General features: G+C 75.9%; 13 protein-coding genes. 10 read left to right on the top strand and 3 right to left on the bottom strand.

The annotated features are described in order from the left end of the window. Positions 1–7 precede the first annotated feature (7 nt). Positions 8–928, top strand: a complete 921-nt coding sequence (locus BDZ31_RS12145; protein ID WP_183342361.1) for a bile acid:sodium symporter family protein — start codon at positions 8–10, stop codon at positions 926–928. Here the strand turns inward: BDZ31_RS12145 and BDZ31_RS25980 are convergent. After that, a complete protein-coding gene (locus BDZ31_RS25980) occupies positions 907–1,797 on the bottom strand; it encodes a DMT family transporter (protein ID WP_183342483.1) in 891 nt (296 codons plus the stop codon). The two genes, BDZ31_RS12145 and BDZ31_RS25980, sit on opposite strands and share 22 nt — an antisense overlap. A gap of 74 nt (positions 1,798–1,871) precedes the next feature. Between BDZ31_RS25980 and BDZ31_RS12135 the strand changes: the two genes are divergently transcribed. Beyond that, positions 1,872–3,287 carry an aminotransferase-like domain-containing protein gene (locus BDZ31_RS12135; RefSeq protein ID WP_183342359.1) on the top strand — a complete coding sequence of 472 codons (1,416 nt, stop codon included), beginning with the start codon at positions 1,872–1,874 and terminating at the stop codon, positions 3,285–3,287. Positions 3,288–3,302: 15 nt separating this feature from the next. Here the strand turns inward: BDZ31_RS12135 and BDZ31_RS12130 are convergent, their stop codons facing one another. After that, positions 3,303–3,635, bottom strand: a complete 333-nt coding sequence (locus BDZ31_RS12130; RefSeq protein ID WP_183342357.1) for a DUF1330 domain-containing protein — start codon at positions 3,633–3,635, stop codon at positions 3,303–3,305. Positions 3,636–3,877: 242 nt separating this feature from the next. On the opposite strand from BDZ31_RS12130, the gene BDZ31_RS12125 reads away from it, so the two are divergent. The 7 genes from BDZ31_RS12125 to BDZ31_RS25525 all read left to right on the top strand — a co-directional run bounded on the left by BDZ31_RS12125 (position 3,878) and on the right by BDZ31_RS25525 (position 11,757). Then, positions 3,878–4,522 carry a choice-of-anchor M domain-containing protein gene (locus BDZ31_RS12125; RefSeq protein ID WP_183342355.1) on the top strand — a complete coding sequence of 215 codons (645 nt, stop codon included), beginning with the start codon at positions 3,878–3,880 and terminating at the stop codon, positions 4,520–4,522. A 28-nt stretch (positions 4,523–4,550) separates the two neighbouring features. Further along, a complete protein-coding gene (locus BDZ31_RS12120; protein ID WP_183342353.1) occupies positions 4,551–6,212 on the top strand; it encodes an anchored repeat ABC transporter, substrate-binding protein in 1,662 nt (553 codons plus the stop codon). Further along, on the top strand, positions 6,209–7,276 hold the full coding sequence (locus BDZ31_RS12115; protein WP_221242999.1) for a choice-of-anchor M domain-containing protein: 1,068 nt from the start codon (positions 6,209–6,211) through the stop codon (positions 7,274–7,276). The genes BDZ31_RS12120 and BDZ31_RS12115 overlap by 4 nt, the downstream gene beginning before the upstream one ends. Continuing rightward, positions 7,273–8,025, top strand: coding sequence for an anchored repeat-type ABC transporter ATP-binding subunit (locus BDZ31_RS12110; RefSeq protein WP_183342351.1), 753 nt, complete (start codon positions 7,273–7,275; stop codon positions 8,023–8,025). The genes BDZ31_RS12115 and BDZ31_RS12110 overlap by 4 nt, the downstream gene beginning before the upstream one ends. Beyond that, positions 8,025–8,879 (top strand): anchored repeat-type ABC transporter permease subunit, encoded by an 855-nt coding sequence (locus BDZ31_RS12105; protein ID WP_183342349.1) that lies wholly within the window; start codon positions 8,025–8,027, stop codon positions 8,877–8,879. The genes BDZ31_RS12110 and BDZ31_RS12105 overlap by 1 nt, the downstream gene beginning before the upstream one ends. 110 nt (positions 8,880–8,989) lie before the next feature. Continuing rightward, a complete protein-coding gene (locus BDZ31_RS12100; RefSeq protein WP_183342347.1) occupies positions 8,990–10,384 on the top strand; it encodes a choice-of-anchor M domain-containing protein in 1,395 nt (464 codons plus the stop codon). A gap of 146 nt (positions 10,385–10,530) precedes the next feature. Then, positions 10,531–11,757 carry a choice-of-anchor M domain-containing protein gene (locus tag BDZ31_RS25525; RefSeq protein WP_183342345.1) on the top strand — a complete coding sequence of 409 codons (1,227 nt, stop codon included), beginning with the start codon at positions 10,531–10,533 and terminating at the stop codon, positions 11,755–11,757. Between the two features lie 41 nt (positions 11,758–11,798). Here the strand turns inward: BDZ31_RS25525 and BDZ31_RS12090 are convergent, their stop codons facing one another. After that, entirely contained in the window at positions 11,799–12,623 is an 825-nt protein-coding gene (locus BDZ31_RS12090; RefSeq protein ID WP_183342343.1) for an SDR family oxidoreductase, read from the bottom strand. An 89-nt stretch (positions 12,624–12,712) separates the two neighbouring features. On the opposite strand from BDZ31_RS12090, the gene BDZ31_RS12085 reads away from it, so the two are divergent. Next, on the top strand, positions 12,713–13,585 hold the full coding sequence (locus BDZ31_RS12085; protein WP_183342341.1) for a sigma-70 family RNA polymerase sigma factor: 873 nt from the start codon (positions 12,713–12,715) through the stop codon (positions 13,583–13,585). The last annotated feature ends 66 nt before the right edge of the window (positions 13,586–13,651 follow it).

Genomic DNA, 13,651 nt, shown 5'->3' with positions numbered 1-13,651 from the left:
GGGCGACATGGACTCGCCGCTGCTGGCGGAGATCCTGCTGCCGCTCGCGATCGCCGCGATCATGTGCAGCCTCGGCCTGGCGCTGACGCCGGCCGACTTCCGCCGCGTGCTGGTCGCGCCGCGGGGCGTCGCGATCGGGATGGTCAACCTGTCGCTGCTGTCGCCGCTGCTGGCGTTCGCGATGGCCGAGCTGTTCGCGCTCGACCCCGTGCAGGCGGTCGGGCTCGTGCTGCTGGGCGCCTCGCCCGGCGGGATGATGGCGAACATGCTGACGCACCTGTCGCGCGGCGACACGGCGCTGTCGGTGACGATGACGGCGATCAGCAGCGTCGCCTCGGTCGTGACGGTGCCGCTGTTCCTCGGGCTCTCGACCGACCACTTCGGCGCCGGCGACCTCGGCGACGTGAGCATGCCGGGCGTCGTCGCGCTCGTCTTCGCGATCACGATCGTCCCCGTCGCGATCGGCATGACGCTGCGCCAGCTGCGCCCGGCGTGGGTGGCGCGCGTCTACCCGCGCGTGCGGGTCGGCTCGCTGGCGGTCTTCGCGCTCGTCGTCGCCGGCGCGATCGCCAGCGAGCACGACCGCGTGCTGGAGAGTGCGACCGCGGTCTTCGCCGCCGCGCTCTGCCTCAACGTCGCGGCGATGGCGATCAGCTTCACCGTCGCCAAGCTGGCCCGCCTCGACGACCGTCAGTCGACCGCGATCGCGCTCGAGCTCGGCGTCCACAACTCGACGCTCGCGATCGCCGTCGGCGCGTCGCTGGCCGCCGAGACGACGATCCCCGCCGCCGTCTACAGCTGCTTCATGCTGTTCACCGGCGGCGCCTTCGCCTGGGCGATGAACCGCCGCAACGCGCGCGGAGGCGGCGCGGCGGCCGCGGAGCAGACAGCCGCGGCGGAGCCGCTTCAGAGCGGGGCGCGGCGGTAGCGGGGGCGCGGGCGGGCAGCGGCGGCGGGCGCGCCTCGCCGCGCCCGCACCGCGCCGCCCGCGCAGGCGACGACGGCGAGGCCGCCGAGGACGGTCGCCCAGGTCAGCGGCTCGCGCAGCACCAGCGCCGCCCACACGATGCTCAGCACGGGCTGGACGAGCTGCACCTGGCCGACCTGCGCGATCGGGCCGATCGCGAGGCCGCGGTACCAGGCGAAGAAGCCAAGGTACGCACTCACGACGGCGAGGTAGGCGAAGGCCGCCCACTCGACCGGCGCGGCGGCGGGCGGCTGCGCGGCCGCGGAGACGGCGGCCAGCCCCAGCGTCAGCGGCGCGCAGACCACGAGCGCCCACGACACGGTCTGCCAGGCGCCGAGCTCGCGGGCGAGCAGCCCGCCTTCCGCGTAGCCGATCGCGGCGGCGACGACGGCGCCGAACAGGAGCGCGTCGGACCAGTGGAGCCGCCCCAGACCGCCGCCCTCGACGGAGGCGAACGCGACCGCCGCCAGCGCGCCGACCGCGGCGGCGGCCCAGAACGGCGCGGGCGGGCGCTCACGGCAGCGGACGACGGCCATGACGGCGGTCGCGGCCGGCAGCAGCGCGATCACGACGGCGCTGTGGCCGGCCGGCGCCGTCTCGAGCGCGAACGAGGTCAGCAGCGGGAAGCCGAGCACGACGCCGGCGCCGACGACCGCCAGGCGGATCCACTGGCTGCCGCGGGGCAGCCGCTGGCGCGTCAGCGCGAGCGCCGCGACGGCGAGCGCCGCCGCGACGACCGCGCGGGCGGAGCCGATGAACAGCGGCGACAGCCCGCCGACGGCGACGCGCGTGAGCGGGACGGTGAAGGAGAAGGCGACGACGCCGAGCAGCCCCCACCAGAGTCCCTGGCCGGTGGTGGTGGATCGCTGGCCGCGCTGGCTGAGTAGCGCTACTGTTGCCTGACATGAGTATTGATAGCAGTTCGCGGATCGCGGAGCGGCTGGCCGAGTGGATCGCGCAGGCCGCTCCCGGCGCCCGGCTGCCGTCGACCCGCGCGCTGGTCGCCGAGCACGGCGCGAGCCCGGTGACGGTGCAGAAGGCGCTGCGCGCCCTCGCCGCGCAGGGGCTGATCGAGAGCCGGCCCGGCGTCGGGACCTTCGTGCGCGCCGTCCGCACCGCGCGACCGGTCGACTACGGCTGGCAGACCGCGGCCCTGGGCTCGCCGCAGAGCCGCATCCCCGCGCTGTCGACCGCGCTGCGCGACGCGCCCAACGACGTGATCGCGCTCCATTCGGGCTACCCCGACCGCGAGCTGCTGCCGGAGCGCCTCGTGCGCGCGGCGCTGGCGCGCGCCGCGCGCCGGGAGGCAGCGCTGACGCGCGCGCCGGCCGCCGGCCTATCCGAGCTGCAGTCGTGGTTCGCGACCGAGCTGGGCGCCTCGATGCCGCCGGCCGGCGCCGTCCCGCCGACCGCCGGGGACGTGATCGTGCTGCCCGGCAGCCAGAGCGGGCTGAGCTCGATCTTCCGCGCGCTGGTCGCCGACGGTCGGCCGCTGCTGCTGGAGTCGCCGACCTACTGGGGCGCGATCCTCGCCGCGGCGCAGACCGGCGTGCGGGTCGTCCCCGTCCCGAGCGGCCCCGACGGTCCCGATCCGGACGAGCTGGCGCGCGCCTTCGACGAGACCGGCGCGCGCGTCTTCTACGCGCAGCCGAACTACGCCAATCCGACCGGCGCCCAGTGGTCGAGCGCGCTGGCCGGCCAGGTCGTGGAGGTCGTGCGGTCGCGCGGGGCGTTCCTCGTCGAGGACGACTGGGCCCGCGACTTCGGCATCGACACCGTCGCGCAGCCGGTCGCCGCGCGCGACGACGCCGGCCACGTCGTCTACATCCGCTCGCTGACCAAGAGCGTCTCGCCGGCGCTCCGGATCGCCGCCGTCGTCGCACGCGGCCCCGCGCGGGACCGCATCCTCGCCGACCGCGGAGCCGAGTCGATGTACGTCAGCCCGGTCCTCCAGGCCGCGGCGCTCGACGTCGTCACCCAGCCCGCCTGGCGCACCCACCTCCGCGGCCTCCGCGAGCAGCTGCGCGCCCGCCGCGACCTGCTCGTCGCGAGCGTGCGCGAGCAGATCCCGGAGGCGCACGTCGAGCGCGTCCCGCGCGGCGGCCTGAACCTGTGGATCCGCCTGCCCGACGTGACCGACCTCGAGCGGCTCGTGCGCGACTGCGAGGCCGCCGGCGTGCTGATCGCCGCCGGCACCGAATGGTTCCCCGCCGAATCGGCCGGCGCGTACATCCGGCTCAGCTACGCCGGGCCCGATCCCGGCGCCTACCCGCGCGGCGCCGCCGCGATCGGCGAGGCGCTCGCGCGGCAGTCGACCTGACGGCGGCGGCGCCGGCTACGCCTTCGATCTGGCGACGAACGACGCCGCGCGATAGCCGGGCGCGACGCCGTCGACGATGAACGCCCCGCCGGTCGCGTTGCGCGTGCGCAGCGGCAGGATCTGCTGGTAGGCGTCGGACTCGTACCAGGCGGTCGCGCGCTCGCGGTCGGGGAACTCGATCGCGACCAGCATCCCCTCGAACGATCCGTCGACGACGGTCGGCGCCTCGCCGTGGATCAGGAAGCGCCCCTCGAAGGGCTCGAGCGTCGCGTCGATCCGCTCGATGTACTCGACGATCTCGGCGTTGAAGTCGACGGTCTGCAGATGGGCGAAGGCGTAGGTCGGCATCTCCGGCTCCTGTCGTGGTGGGCTGCGATGACAGGCGACACGCTAGGAAACGGGGCGCAGGGCGTCGATTACCTCGGAGGTCGGCGTCGCGGCGCGCCTCGGTGCTTCTTTGGGGAGGTGGGGCGGCCTGCGGCGTGTGCGCTGCGCATGACGGCGAGGCCGGCCTGCGAGGAAGAAATTGATAACGAGTCTCGTTACTATGAGCGCGCGATGCCGACGACCCTCTTCTCCAAGGAGCAGCGATGACCCCGATGACGCCGACCAGCCGCCGGATCCGACGCGCCGCGTCGCTCTGCGCCGGGGCGCTGCTGCTCACGGCTCCCGTCGCCGAGGCCCGCACGACGATCTCCAGCGGACATGTCGACGCCGTCTCCGCGCGCCTCTCCGGCGGCAGGCTGCACAGCGTCGTGAAGGACGGCACGCGCGCCGGCCGCGTCGTCTGGCGCGATCCGGCGAGCGTCGTGATCCGCGTCGTGCCGAAGGCGGCCGTGCGGCTGCCGGCGGGCCTCGGGTTCGTCGGGCCGCGCGGCGCGCGCGTCTGGATGATCCCGCAGGTCCAGCGCGCCGGCGTCGTCTGGGCCGGCTGGAACACCGAGGCGATCGGGCGCGGGCAGCTGCGCGGCGGCGTGCGCTGGACGCTGCGCCGCGTCTCCGGCCCCGGGAAGGTCGTGATCTTCCAGACCGGGTCGTTCGGCAGCTCGTCGGTGCTGTTCAACAGCGGCAGTCGGCTGCCGCAGGCGACGACGATCCCCGTCGGCACGCACGCGCACGGCAACTGGGCCTTCACGCGGCGGGGCACCTACCGGCTGACCTACCGGCTCTCGGCGCGCGCGGCGAACGGTCGGCCGCTGCACGACGACGCGACGCTCACCTTCCGCGTCGGCTGAGCGCGCGCGAGCGGCGGCAACCGGCGGCATGCCCCGTCCCTGTCCGCGCCGGAACGGTGCCGGCCGAGCGCGTGCCGTCGGCCCCGCCGGCGCCGCCCGCGCGGGCGCGGGCGGCGGCCGGACGCGCGACGGCCTCCGTCGCGCGCTCGCGGCCGCCGCGGCGGTGGCGGCGGCCGCCGCGCTCGCCGGCTGCGGCTCCGCGGCCGGGCTGTCGGCCTCCGGCGATCGGCTGCAGGTCGTGACGAGCACGGGCCTGCTGCGCGACCTGGTCGAGAACGTCGGCGGCGAGCGCGTCAACGCGGTCAGCCTCGTGCCCGACGGCGCCGACCCGCACTCGTTCGAGCCGACGCTGCGCGACGTGCGCGACGTCGTCTACGCCGACGTCGCCTTCACCAACTACATGCTGCTGGAGCAGCACAGCATCATCAAGACGCTCGACGCCAATCTCCGCGACGGCGTGCCGAGCGTCTCGCTGGCCGAGGAGTCGGTCAAGTACGCGGCCGAGCTGATCCCGCTCGTCGAGAACGTCAACCTCGACACGATCTGGCTCGGCCTGCGGGCGCGCGGCGACGGCGCCCGGCACGGGGCCGACCGCACCAGCGACGTGCAGCTGTCGGCGACCGCCGCGACCGGGCCGGGCGAGGTCTACGGCTACCTGACCGGGACGTTCGGCGAGACCGAGCTCTACTTCGACTCCAGCGACGGCTTCGACGCCGGCAGCGGCTTCAAGCACGACACCGCGACGCTGCCGGTCGACGCGCACACGCACATGTCGTGGGCGTTCACCGAGCCGGGCGTCTACCGCGTCACCTTCCAGGCGAGCCTGCGGGTCGACGCCACCTCGCGCCCGGTCCCGCTCGGGCGGGCGACCTTCGCCTTCGCCGTCGGCGTCGAGCCGACGCGCGCCGGGCCGCCCGGCGCGACCGTCCTGCGCGAAGGCCATGCCGACCTGACGGTCGACCTCGATCGCGGCGCGATCGTCGCGCTCCACGACCCGGAGGGCGGCGGCGAGCACGCCCAGCGCGAGCACCGCGCCGAGGAGGTCGTGATCGAGGTGCCGGCGAAGGCGCTCACCGAGGTGCCGGGCGACCCGCAGTTCCGCTTCCTCGGCAAGGCCGGCGAGCCGATCCACCAGCTTCCGCAGGCGGTGCTCGGCAAGCACGTCCACGGCGAGATCGACCCGCACCTGTGGCAGGACGTCGGCAACGCGATGGCCTACGTCGAGCTGATCCGCGACACGCTGATCGCGCGCGACCCCAAGGGCGCGGCCGCGTATCGCGCCAACGCCGACCGCTACCTCGCAGAGCTGGAGCGGCTCGACCGCCACGTGCGGCGCGCGATCGCCGCGATCCCCGCGGCGCGGCGCTACCTCGTCACCACGCACGACGCGTTCGCCTACCTCGCCCACGCCTACGGGATCGAGATCGCGGGCTTCGTGACGCCCAACCCGGCGACCGAGCCGTCGCTGGCGGAGCGTCGCAAGCTGGGGGAGACGATCCGCAACCTGCGGGTGCCGGCCGTCTTCCTCGAGCCCAACCTCGCCGCCCGCTCCTCGACGCTGACCGAGGTCGCCTCCGAGCAGGGTGCGCGCGTCTGCCCGATCTACGGCGACGCCTTCGACGGGCGGGTGCGCACCTACGTCCAGATGATGCGGTTCAACGCCGATTCCCTGAAAGGTTGCCTGTCGTGACCCGACGACCGTCTCCCGCGCGTGCGCTGCTGCCCGCGCTGCTCGCCCTGACGCTGATCGGAGGGGCGGCGCCGACGGCGGCCGCCGCGGCGCCGCGCGAGGAGCGCGCGCTCGAGCAGCGGATCGATCGCGCGCAGGGCGTCGCGAGCGGTCGCGCCGTCCTCTCCGAGGGGCACGTCGACATGGGGCCGCGGTTCGTCGACGGCCGCTGGACGCTGATGGTCCACGACGACGCGGCGAGGTCCGGGGAGGGGAGGAGCGTCTGGCGGCCGGTCGAGCGCACGGTGCTGCGGGTCGGCGACACGGCGCTGCGGCGGGCGCCCGACGACCCGGCGTACGCCTTCCTGCGCGCGCGGCCGGGCGACGGCCTGCACGTGATCCCGCAGACGCAGGATCCCGATGTCGTCTGGCTCGGCTGGAACACGCAGGATCCCGAGGCGATGGAGCGGATCGACCGCGGCGTCACGATGACGCTGCTCGGCGTGGAGGGGCCGGGCTCGCTGATCGTCTACCTGCAGTCGGGCGACTTCGGCGCGCCGCAGGTGCTGTGGGACTCGGCCGCGAGACCGAGACCGATCTGGGTCGACGTCAACACGCACACGCACGCCAACTGGGTCTTCTCCGCGCCCGGCGTCTACCTGGCGCGCGTGCGGATCGAGGCCGACCTGGTCGACGGCTCGACCGTGACCGACACGCGCGAGCTGCGCTTCGCGGTCGGCGCGCGCACCAGCGTCGCGCGGGCGTTCGCGGCGAGCTGGAGGGGCGCGGGCGGGGAGGCGGCGGCCGATGTCGGCGCCGGCGCCGCGGCGGGCGACGACGATGCCGGCGCCCCCGGTGCCGCGGCGAGCGCGGGGGAGGCGGGCGGCGGCGCCGGCGCGTTCGTCGCCGTGATCGCGGTCGTCGCCCTCGCCCTCGCCGTCGCGCTCGGCTCCGGCCTCGCGCGCGGCGCGCGTGCGAAGCGGCGCGCTCGCGCCGAGGGCCCGGACGGCGCGGGCGGCGTGCGCGACGCGGCGGGTGCGGCCGGCCCGGGCGGCGACGTGCGCGGCTCCGGGGACCCCCGATGAGCGCGGTCGTGTCGGTCGAGGGGGTCGCCGTGCGGCTCGGCGGCCGGCTCGTGCTGCGCGACGTCGACCTCGACGTCGCGCGCGGCGAGCTGGTCGGGCTGATCGGGCCCAACGGCGCGGGCAAGACGACGCTGCTGCGGACGCTGCTCGGGCTGCTGTCGCCGATGCGCGGCACGGTCACGATCGCTGGGCGCAGAGCCCGCGCCGGGGCGATCCCGATCGGGTACGTCCCCCAGCGCCACGAATTCGCGTGGGAGTTCCCGATCTCGGTCGAGCAGGTCGTGATGACCGGCCTGACCGGCAAGCTCGGCCTCCTGCGGCGGCCCGGCGTCGCCGAGTGGCGCGCGGTCGACGAGGCGCTCGAGCGGGTGCGGATCGCCGACCTGCGCACGCGCCCGGTCGGCGAGCTCTCCGGCGGGCAGCGCCAGCGCGTCGCCGTCGCCCGCGCGCTCGCGCCGCAGCCGGCGGCGCTGCTGCTCGACGAGCCGTTCACCGGCCTCGACATGCCGACCCAGGACCTCCTCTCCGAGCTGTTCGCCTCGCTCGCGCGCGAGGGTCGCGCGGTGCTGATGACCACGCACGACATCGCCGGCGCGATCCACGGCTGCGATCGGCTCGCGCTGCTCGACCGCACGATCGTCGCCGCGGGCAGCCCGCAGCGGCTCGCGCGCGACGCCGGGCTGTGGATGCGGACCTTCGGCGTCGGCGAGCGCAGCCCGCTGCTGCGGATCCTGAAGGCGGCCGCCTGATGTCGCCGGCGGAGTTCGTCGGCGACCTGCTCAACCCCGACCTCGCCTTCCTCCCGAAGGCGCTGCTCGTCGCGGTGATGTCGTCGATCGTCTGCGGCGTCGTCGGCTGCTACGTCGTGCTGCGCGGGATGGCCTTCATCGGCGACGCCGTCGCGCACGCCGTCTTTCCCGGCCTCGCGGTCGCGTTCGTGCTCGGCGGCAGCCTCGTGCTCGGCGGCGTCGTCGCCGGGGTCGCGACGGCCGTGCTGGTCGCCGTCTTCTCGCAGAATCGGCGGCTGCGCGAGGACTCGGTGATCGGCGTCTTCTTCGTCGCCGCCTTCGCGCTCGGGATCGTGGTGATCTCGCGCGCGCCCGGCTACGCCGGCTCGCTGCAGCAGTTCCTGTTCGGCTCGATCACGGGGATCCCGGACGAGGACGTCGCGATCGTCGCCGGGACCGGCGTGGTCGTCCTCGGCGTCGCACTGCTGCTCCACAAGGAGCTGGTGACGGTCTCGCTCGACCGCGAGACGGCGCGGGCGATGGGGCTGCGGGTCTTCGCGTTGGACCTCGTGCTCTACGTGCTCGTCACGCTCGCCGTCGTCATCAGCGTCCAGACGATCGGCAACATCCTCGTGCTCGCGCTGCTGATCACCCCCGCGGCGACCGCGCGCCTGCTGACCGACCGGCTCGGCGCGATGATGGCGCTCGCGCCGGCGATCGGCGGACTCGCCGCGCTCGTCGGCCTGTACGTCTCGTGGTCGTGGGACTACCCGACCGGGGGCACGATCGTGCTCGTCCTGACCGCCTTCTTCCTCGCGGCGTGGTTCCTCGCGCCGCGGCAGGGATTGATCGCCAAGCGATCAAAATGGGATTGATTCTCATTCTTGATAGTGTCGCGACGAATCACGACACGGAAGGGGAGCTGGTGACGATCACCATGCGCCATCGGCCGTCGCGTCCCCGCGGGCGACGCACGGTCACATCGATGCTCGGGCTGTCTGCAGCGCTCGTCGCCGCGCTGGCGCCGGCGAGCGCCTCGGCCGAGCTGCCGACCCAGGACCGGCACGTGCTGTCGGCCGGCCACGTCGACGCGGTCGGCGTCCACCTCGACGACGGCGCGTTGAGGGTGCGCCTCCACGACGACACCGGTGCGGCGCCGGTCGAGCGGGACCCGGGCGACGTGCTGCTGCACGTGAAGCCGCAGGCCGCCTTCACGATCCCGGCCGGGATCCCGCAGATCTACTACGACACGCTGGGGCCGGCCGGCTCGACCGTCTGGATGCTGCCGCAGACGCAGGACCCCGACCTGCTGTGGCCGGGCTGGTCGAGCGAGCAGATCCCGAACGGCGCCGTCGCGGGCGACAGATTCGCGTGGAGACTGCTGTCGGTCGACGGGCCGGCCGCCTTCCAGCTGTACGAGGAGGGGGCGTTCGGGCTCCAGCCGAGCGGGATCCGCTTCAACAGCGCCGACGGCCTGCCGGACACGACCTCGATGCACGCCGGGACGCATGCGCACTTCGCGTGGGCGTTCGGCGCGAGAGGGCTCTACAGACTGCGCTTCGAGGTCAGCGCGACGCCGCTCGGCGGCGCGGAGGTCAGCAGCGGGCCGGTCGAGTACCGCATCTTCGTCGGCGACCTCGCCGACCTGCCGGACGACCCCGACCCCGTCGTGCCCGTGCTCTCGATCGGCGGGCTGAAGGGCCACTACCACCCGGGCGACACGATCACGCTGCACGCCGTCCAGACGCCGGACAGCGGCGAGCACCACTACCACTGGTTCGCGCGCTGCGGCGACGCGACCGAGTTCGCCGAGGTCGGCGGCGGCGCGACCCACGAGCTGGTCGCCGAGCTGCGCCACGACGGCTGCCAGTACCGCGTCACGCTCTACGGCCACGGTCACGACGAGATCGCGACCTCGCCGGCCGTGACGATCCACGTCGAAGACCACCACGGCCACGGGCCGGGGCCGGATCCGGATCCGGCCCCGGTCGATCCGACGCCGCCGACCGAGCCCGGACCGCCGATCCTGCCCGCGCCGCCCGTCCCGCCGGCTCCGGAGCCGCCCGCGCAGCCGCGGCCGGGCGCGCCGGGCGGGAGAGCGGCGGCCCCGCGCCTGACGCTCGGCGCCGCGCGCCTCGACGGCCGCCGCCTGACGTTGCGCCTGCGCGTCGACCGCAGCGCGCGGCTGACCGTCCGCGTCCGCAAGGGCAGACGGCTCGTCGCCGGGGCGAAGCCGCGCGCGGTGCGCGCGAGCGACGGCCGCGTGCGCGTGCGGCTCGGCCGCAAGCTCGCTCCCGGCCGCTACCGCGTCGTCGTCAAGGCGCGCGCGAGGGGCAGAGTCGTGACCAGAACGATCGCGCTGCGCGTGGCGGCGCGATGAGCGCGCGCGTCGCACCGGCGCGCCGGCGCACGGCGCGTGGCGAGATCGATCGCGCCGCGCGTGACGGCGCGATGAGCGTGCGGGTCGCACCGGCGCGTCGGCGGACGGGGCGTGGCGAGATCGGTGGCGCTGCGCGTGTCGGCGCGATGAGCGCGCGCGCCGTGTCGGCGGCGATGGGGGCGGCGCTGGCCGTCTCGATCGCCGTGCCGGCCGCGTCCGGCGCGGCGGTCGTGCTCGACGACGGTCACGTCGACGTCGCCGCGCGCCTCGTCGGCGGCGCGCTGCGCCTGCAGGTCAAGGACGGCACCGCCGGCGCGGGCTCGGTCATCTGGCGCGACCCCGCCGACGTCGTCCTCCACGCCCGGCCCGCGTCGGCGACGACGGTCCCGTCCGCGGCGGCGATGGGCTTCCTGGGGGCGCCCGGCGCGCCGCTGTGGCTGCTGCCGCAGGTCCAGCGCGCCGGCGTGCTGTGGCCCGGCTGGAACACCGAGCAGCTGACCTCCGCGGAGGTCGCCGGCGCGGTGCGGTGGACGCTGACCGGCGTCGAGGGGCCCGGCGCGTTCGCGCTGTTCACGACCGGCGCGTTCGGCACCGTCGACAAGCTGTTCGACACCAGCGACGGACTGCCCGACGCGCGTGCGATCCCGCTCGGGACGCACGCTCACGGCAACTGGGCGTTCGGCGCCGAGGGCCGCTACGTGCTCTCGTTCGAGATCCGTGCGAGACGGCCGTCGGGCGAGACGATCGCCGACGCGCGGACGATCGCGGTCACCGTCGGCGCCGTCGACCCCGCCACCGGCACGCCGCTCGGAGGGGGCGGCGGCTCGGGCGGCGGCGGGAGCGGCGGCGGCGCGGGCGGCGGCGGAGGGAGCGGCGGTGGCGCGGGTGGCGGCACGGGTGGCGGCGGTGCGGGTGGCGGCCCGGGCGGGGGCGGATCGAGCGGGCCGGGCCGGAACGGCTCCGGCGGCGGTGGCGGCGGGTCGAGCCGGACCGGCCAGAACGGCTCGGGCGCCGGACGCGGGACGACAGGTGGCAGAGCGGGCTCCGATGGCCGCGCCGGCGGCCGCCCCGGCGCGCGCACGAGAAGAGCGGCCCGCCTGCGGCTCGCGACGACCGGACGCCCGCGGCTGCGCGGCCGGGTGCTGCGCGTCGGCCTCCGCGTCGGCGCGCGCAGCCGCGTGCGCCTGTCGGTCCGCAGAGGCGGGCGCGTCGTCGCGCGCGGGCCGGTCCGCGTCGTCGGGCCGCGCGCACGCGCCGTGCGCACGCGGCTCGACCGCAGGCTCGGGCCCGGCTCCTACCGCGTGCGCGTCGTCGCCCGCGCCGGCTCCCGCAGCGCGAGCACGACGCTCGCGCTGCGCGTCGGGCGGCGCTGAGCGGGCGGCGGCGCCGCGCGCCGGGCGCGCGCGGCGCCGGGTCAGCCGACCCGCTCGGCGAGGAACTCCTCCCACGTGCGGCGGCCGACCGCGCGATCGAGGGTGAGGTTGGCGCCGGCGCGCATCGCGCGGGCGGCCCCGCCGGGGGGACGGATCGGCACGGTCAGCCGGTGTCTGCCGGTCGCTCGGAGGTAGTCGCGGACGAGCGCGCGCAGCTCGTGGACCCGCGGGCCGCCGACGTCGGGCACGAGACCGGCCGGCTCGCCGAGCGCCAGCTCCGCCAGCCGCTCGGCGACCTCGCCGGCGTCGATCGGCTGGACCTGGAAGCCGGACGGGATCGGCAGCAGCGGCAGCTTCGCCAGCTGCCGCGCGGTCGTGAGGGCGAGGTCGTGGAACTGCGTCGCGCGCAGCGTCGTCCACGGGATCCCGGAGTCGGCGACGAGCCGCTCGGCGGCGAGCTTGGCGGCGTAGTAGCCGAACATCGCGCGGTCGACGCCGCTGCGGACGGGGACGCGGTCGGCGCCGACCACCGAGATGTAGACCAGATGCCGCACGCCGGCGCGCGACGCCGCCTCCACCAGCGTGCGCGCCTTCTCTTCGTCGCCTCTCGCGCTGCCGGCGCAGTGGACGACGACCTCCGCGCCGGCGACCGCCGCCGCGACGCCCTCGCCCGTCGCCAGGTCGCCGCGCGCGAAGCGGATGCCGCCGGCGGCCGGGTGTTCGGCGCGGCTCAGCACCCGCACCTCGCGCCCGGCCGCGCGCAGGCGCGGGACGAGCAGGCGGCCGAGCGTGCCGGTGCCGCCGGTGACGAGGATCGGGCCGCGCGCACGGTCGCGGACGCGCTCGCTCTCCGTCGTGGTGGTCATGCTGCCATCCTCCTTCGGGTGCTCGGTCACATCGGCGTCGTCTCGCCGGTCTCTCTCGGTAGACCGATCACGAGACGGAGATGTGACCGATGCACGACACCGACTGGCTGGCGGAGCGATTCGAGGAGCAGCGGCCGCGGCTGACCGGCGTCGCCCGCCGGATGCTCGGCTCGGCGAGCGAGGCCGACGACGCCGTCCAGGAGGCGTGGCTGCGGCTCAGCCGCACCGACGCGGAGGCGATCGACAACCTCGGCAGCTGGCTGACGACCGTCCTCGCGCGGGTCTGCCTCAACGTCCTGCAGTCGCGGCGGGTGCGCTCGGAGGTGCCGCTCGACGGCGACCTGTCCGAGCCGGCGGCCGATCCCGCCGAGGCGGCCGATCCCGAGCAGGAGGCGCTGCTCGCCGAGTCGGTCGGGCTGGCGCTGCTCGTCGTGCTCGACGCGCTCTCGCCGGCCGAGCGGGTCGCGTTCGTCCTCCACGACATGTTCGGCGTGCCGTTCGAGGAGATCGCGCCGATCGTCGGGCGCAACCAGGCCGCCGCCCGCCAGCTCGCGAGCCGCGCGCGCCGACGCGTCCGCCGCGAGGACGCGAGCGGGGAGGCCGACCGCGTCCGGCAGGCGAAGCTGGTCGAGGCGTTCCTCGCGGCCGCCCGCGACGGCGAGTTCGAGCGGCTGCTCGGCCTGCTCGCGCCCGACGTCGTGCTGACGGCCGACGCGAGCGCCGCCAGGATCGGCGTCGCGCGCGAGCTGCGCGGCGCGGAGGAGGTCGGCGGCTTCTGCCGCTACGCGCGCGGCGCGACGCCGGCGCTGCTCGACGGCGACGCCGCGGTCGTGTGGCTGCGGGCGGGGAGACCGCGGGTCGTCTACCGCTTCACGGCCCGCGATGGGCGGATCGCCGCGATCGAGCTGATCGCCGACCCCGAGCGGCTCGCCGCGCTCGACCTCGTCGTGCTCGGCGGCTGAGGGGCGCGGCTGCCGCAGGCGGCGCGGCCGCCGCGGGCCGCACCGCGTGACGGGCCGCCGGTGGCG

The sequence above is a fragment of the Conexibacter arvalis genome (assembly GCF_014199525.1).
In the GTDB taxonomy this organism is placed as follows: Bacteria; Actinomycetota; Thermoleophilia; order Solirubrobacterales; family Solirubrobacteraceae; genus Conexibacter; species Conexibacter arvalis.
The sequence above is the reverse complement of the archived record's forward strand: the minus strand, read 5'-3'. Positions and strand labels throughout refer to the sequence as shown.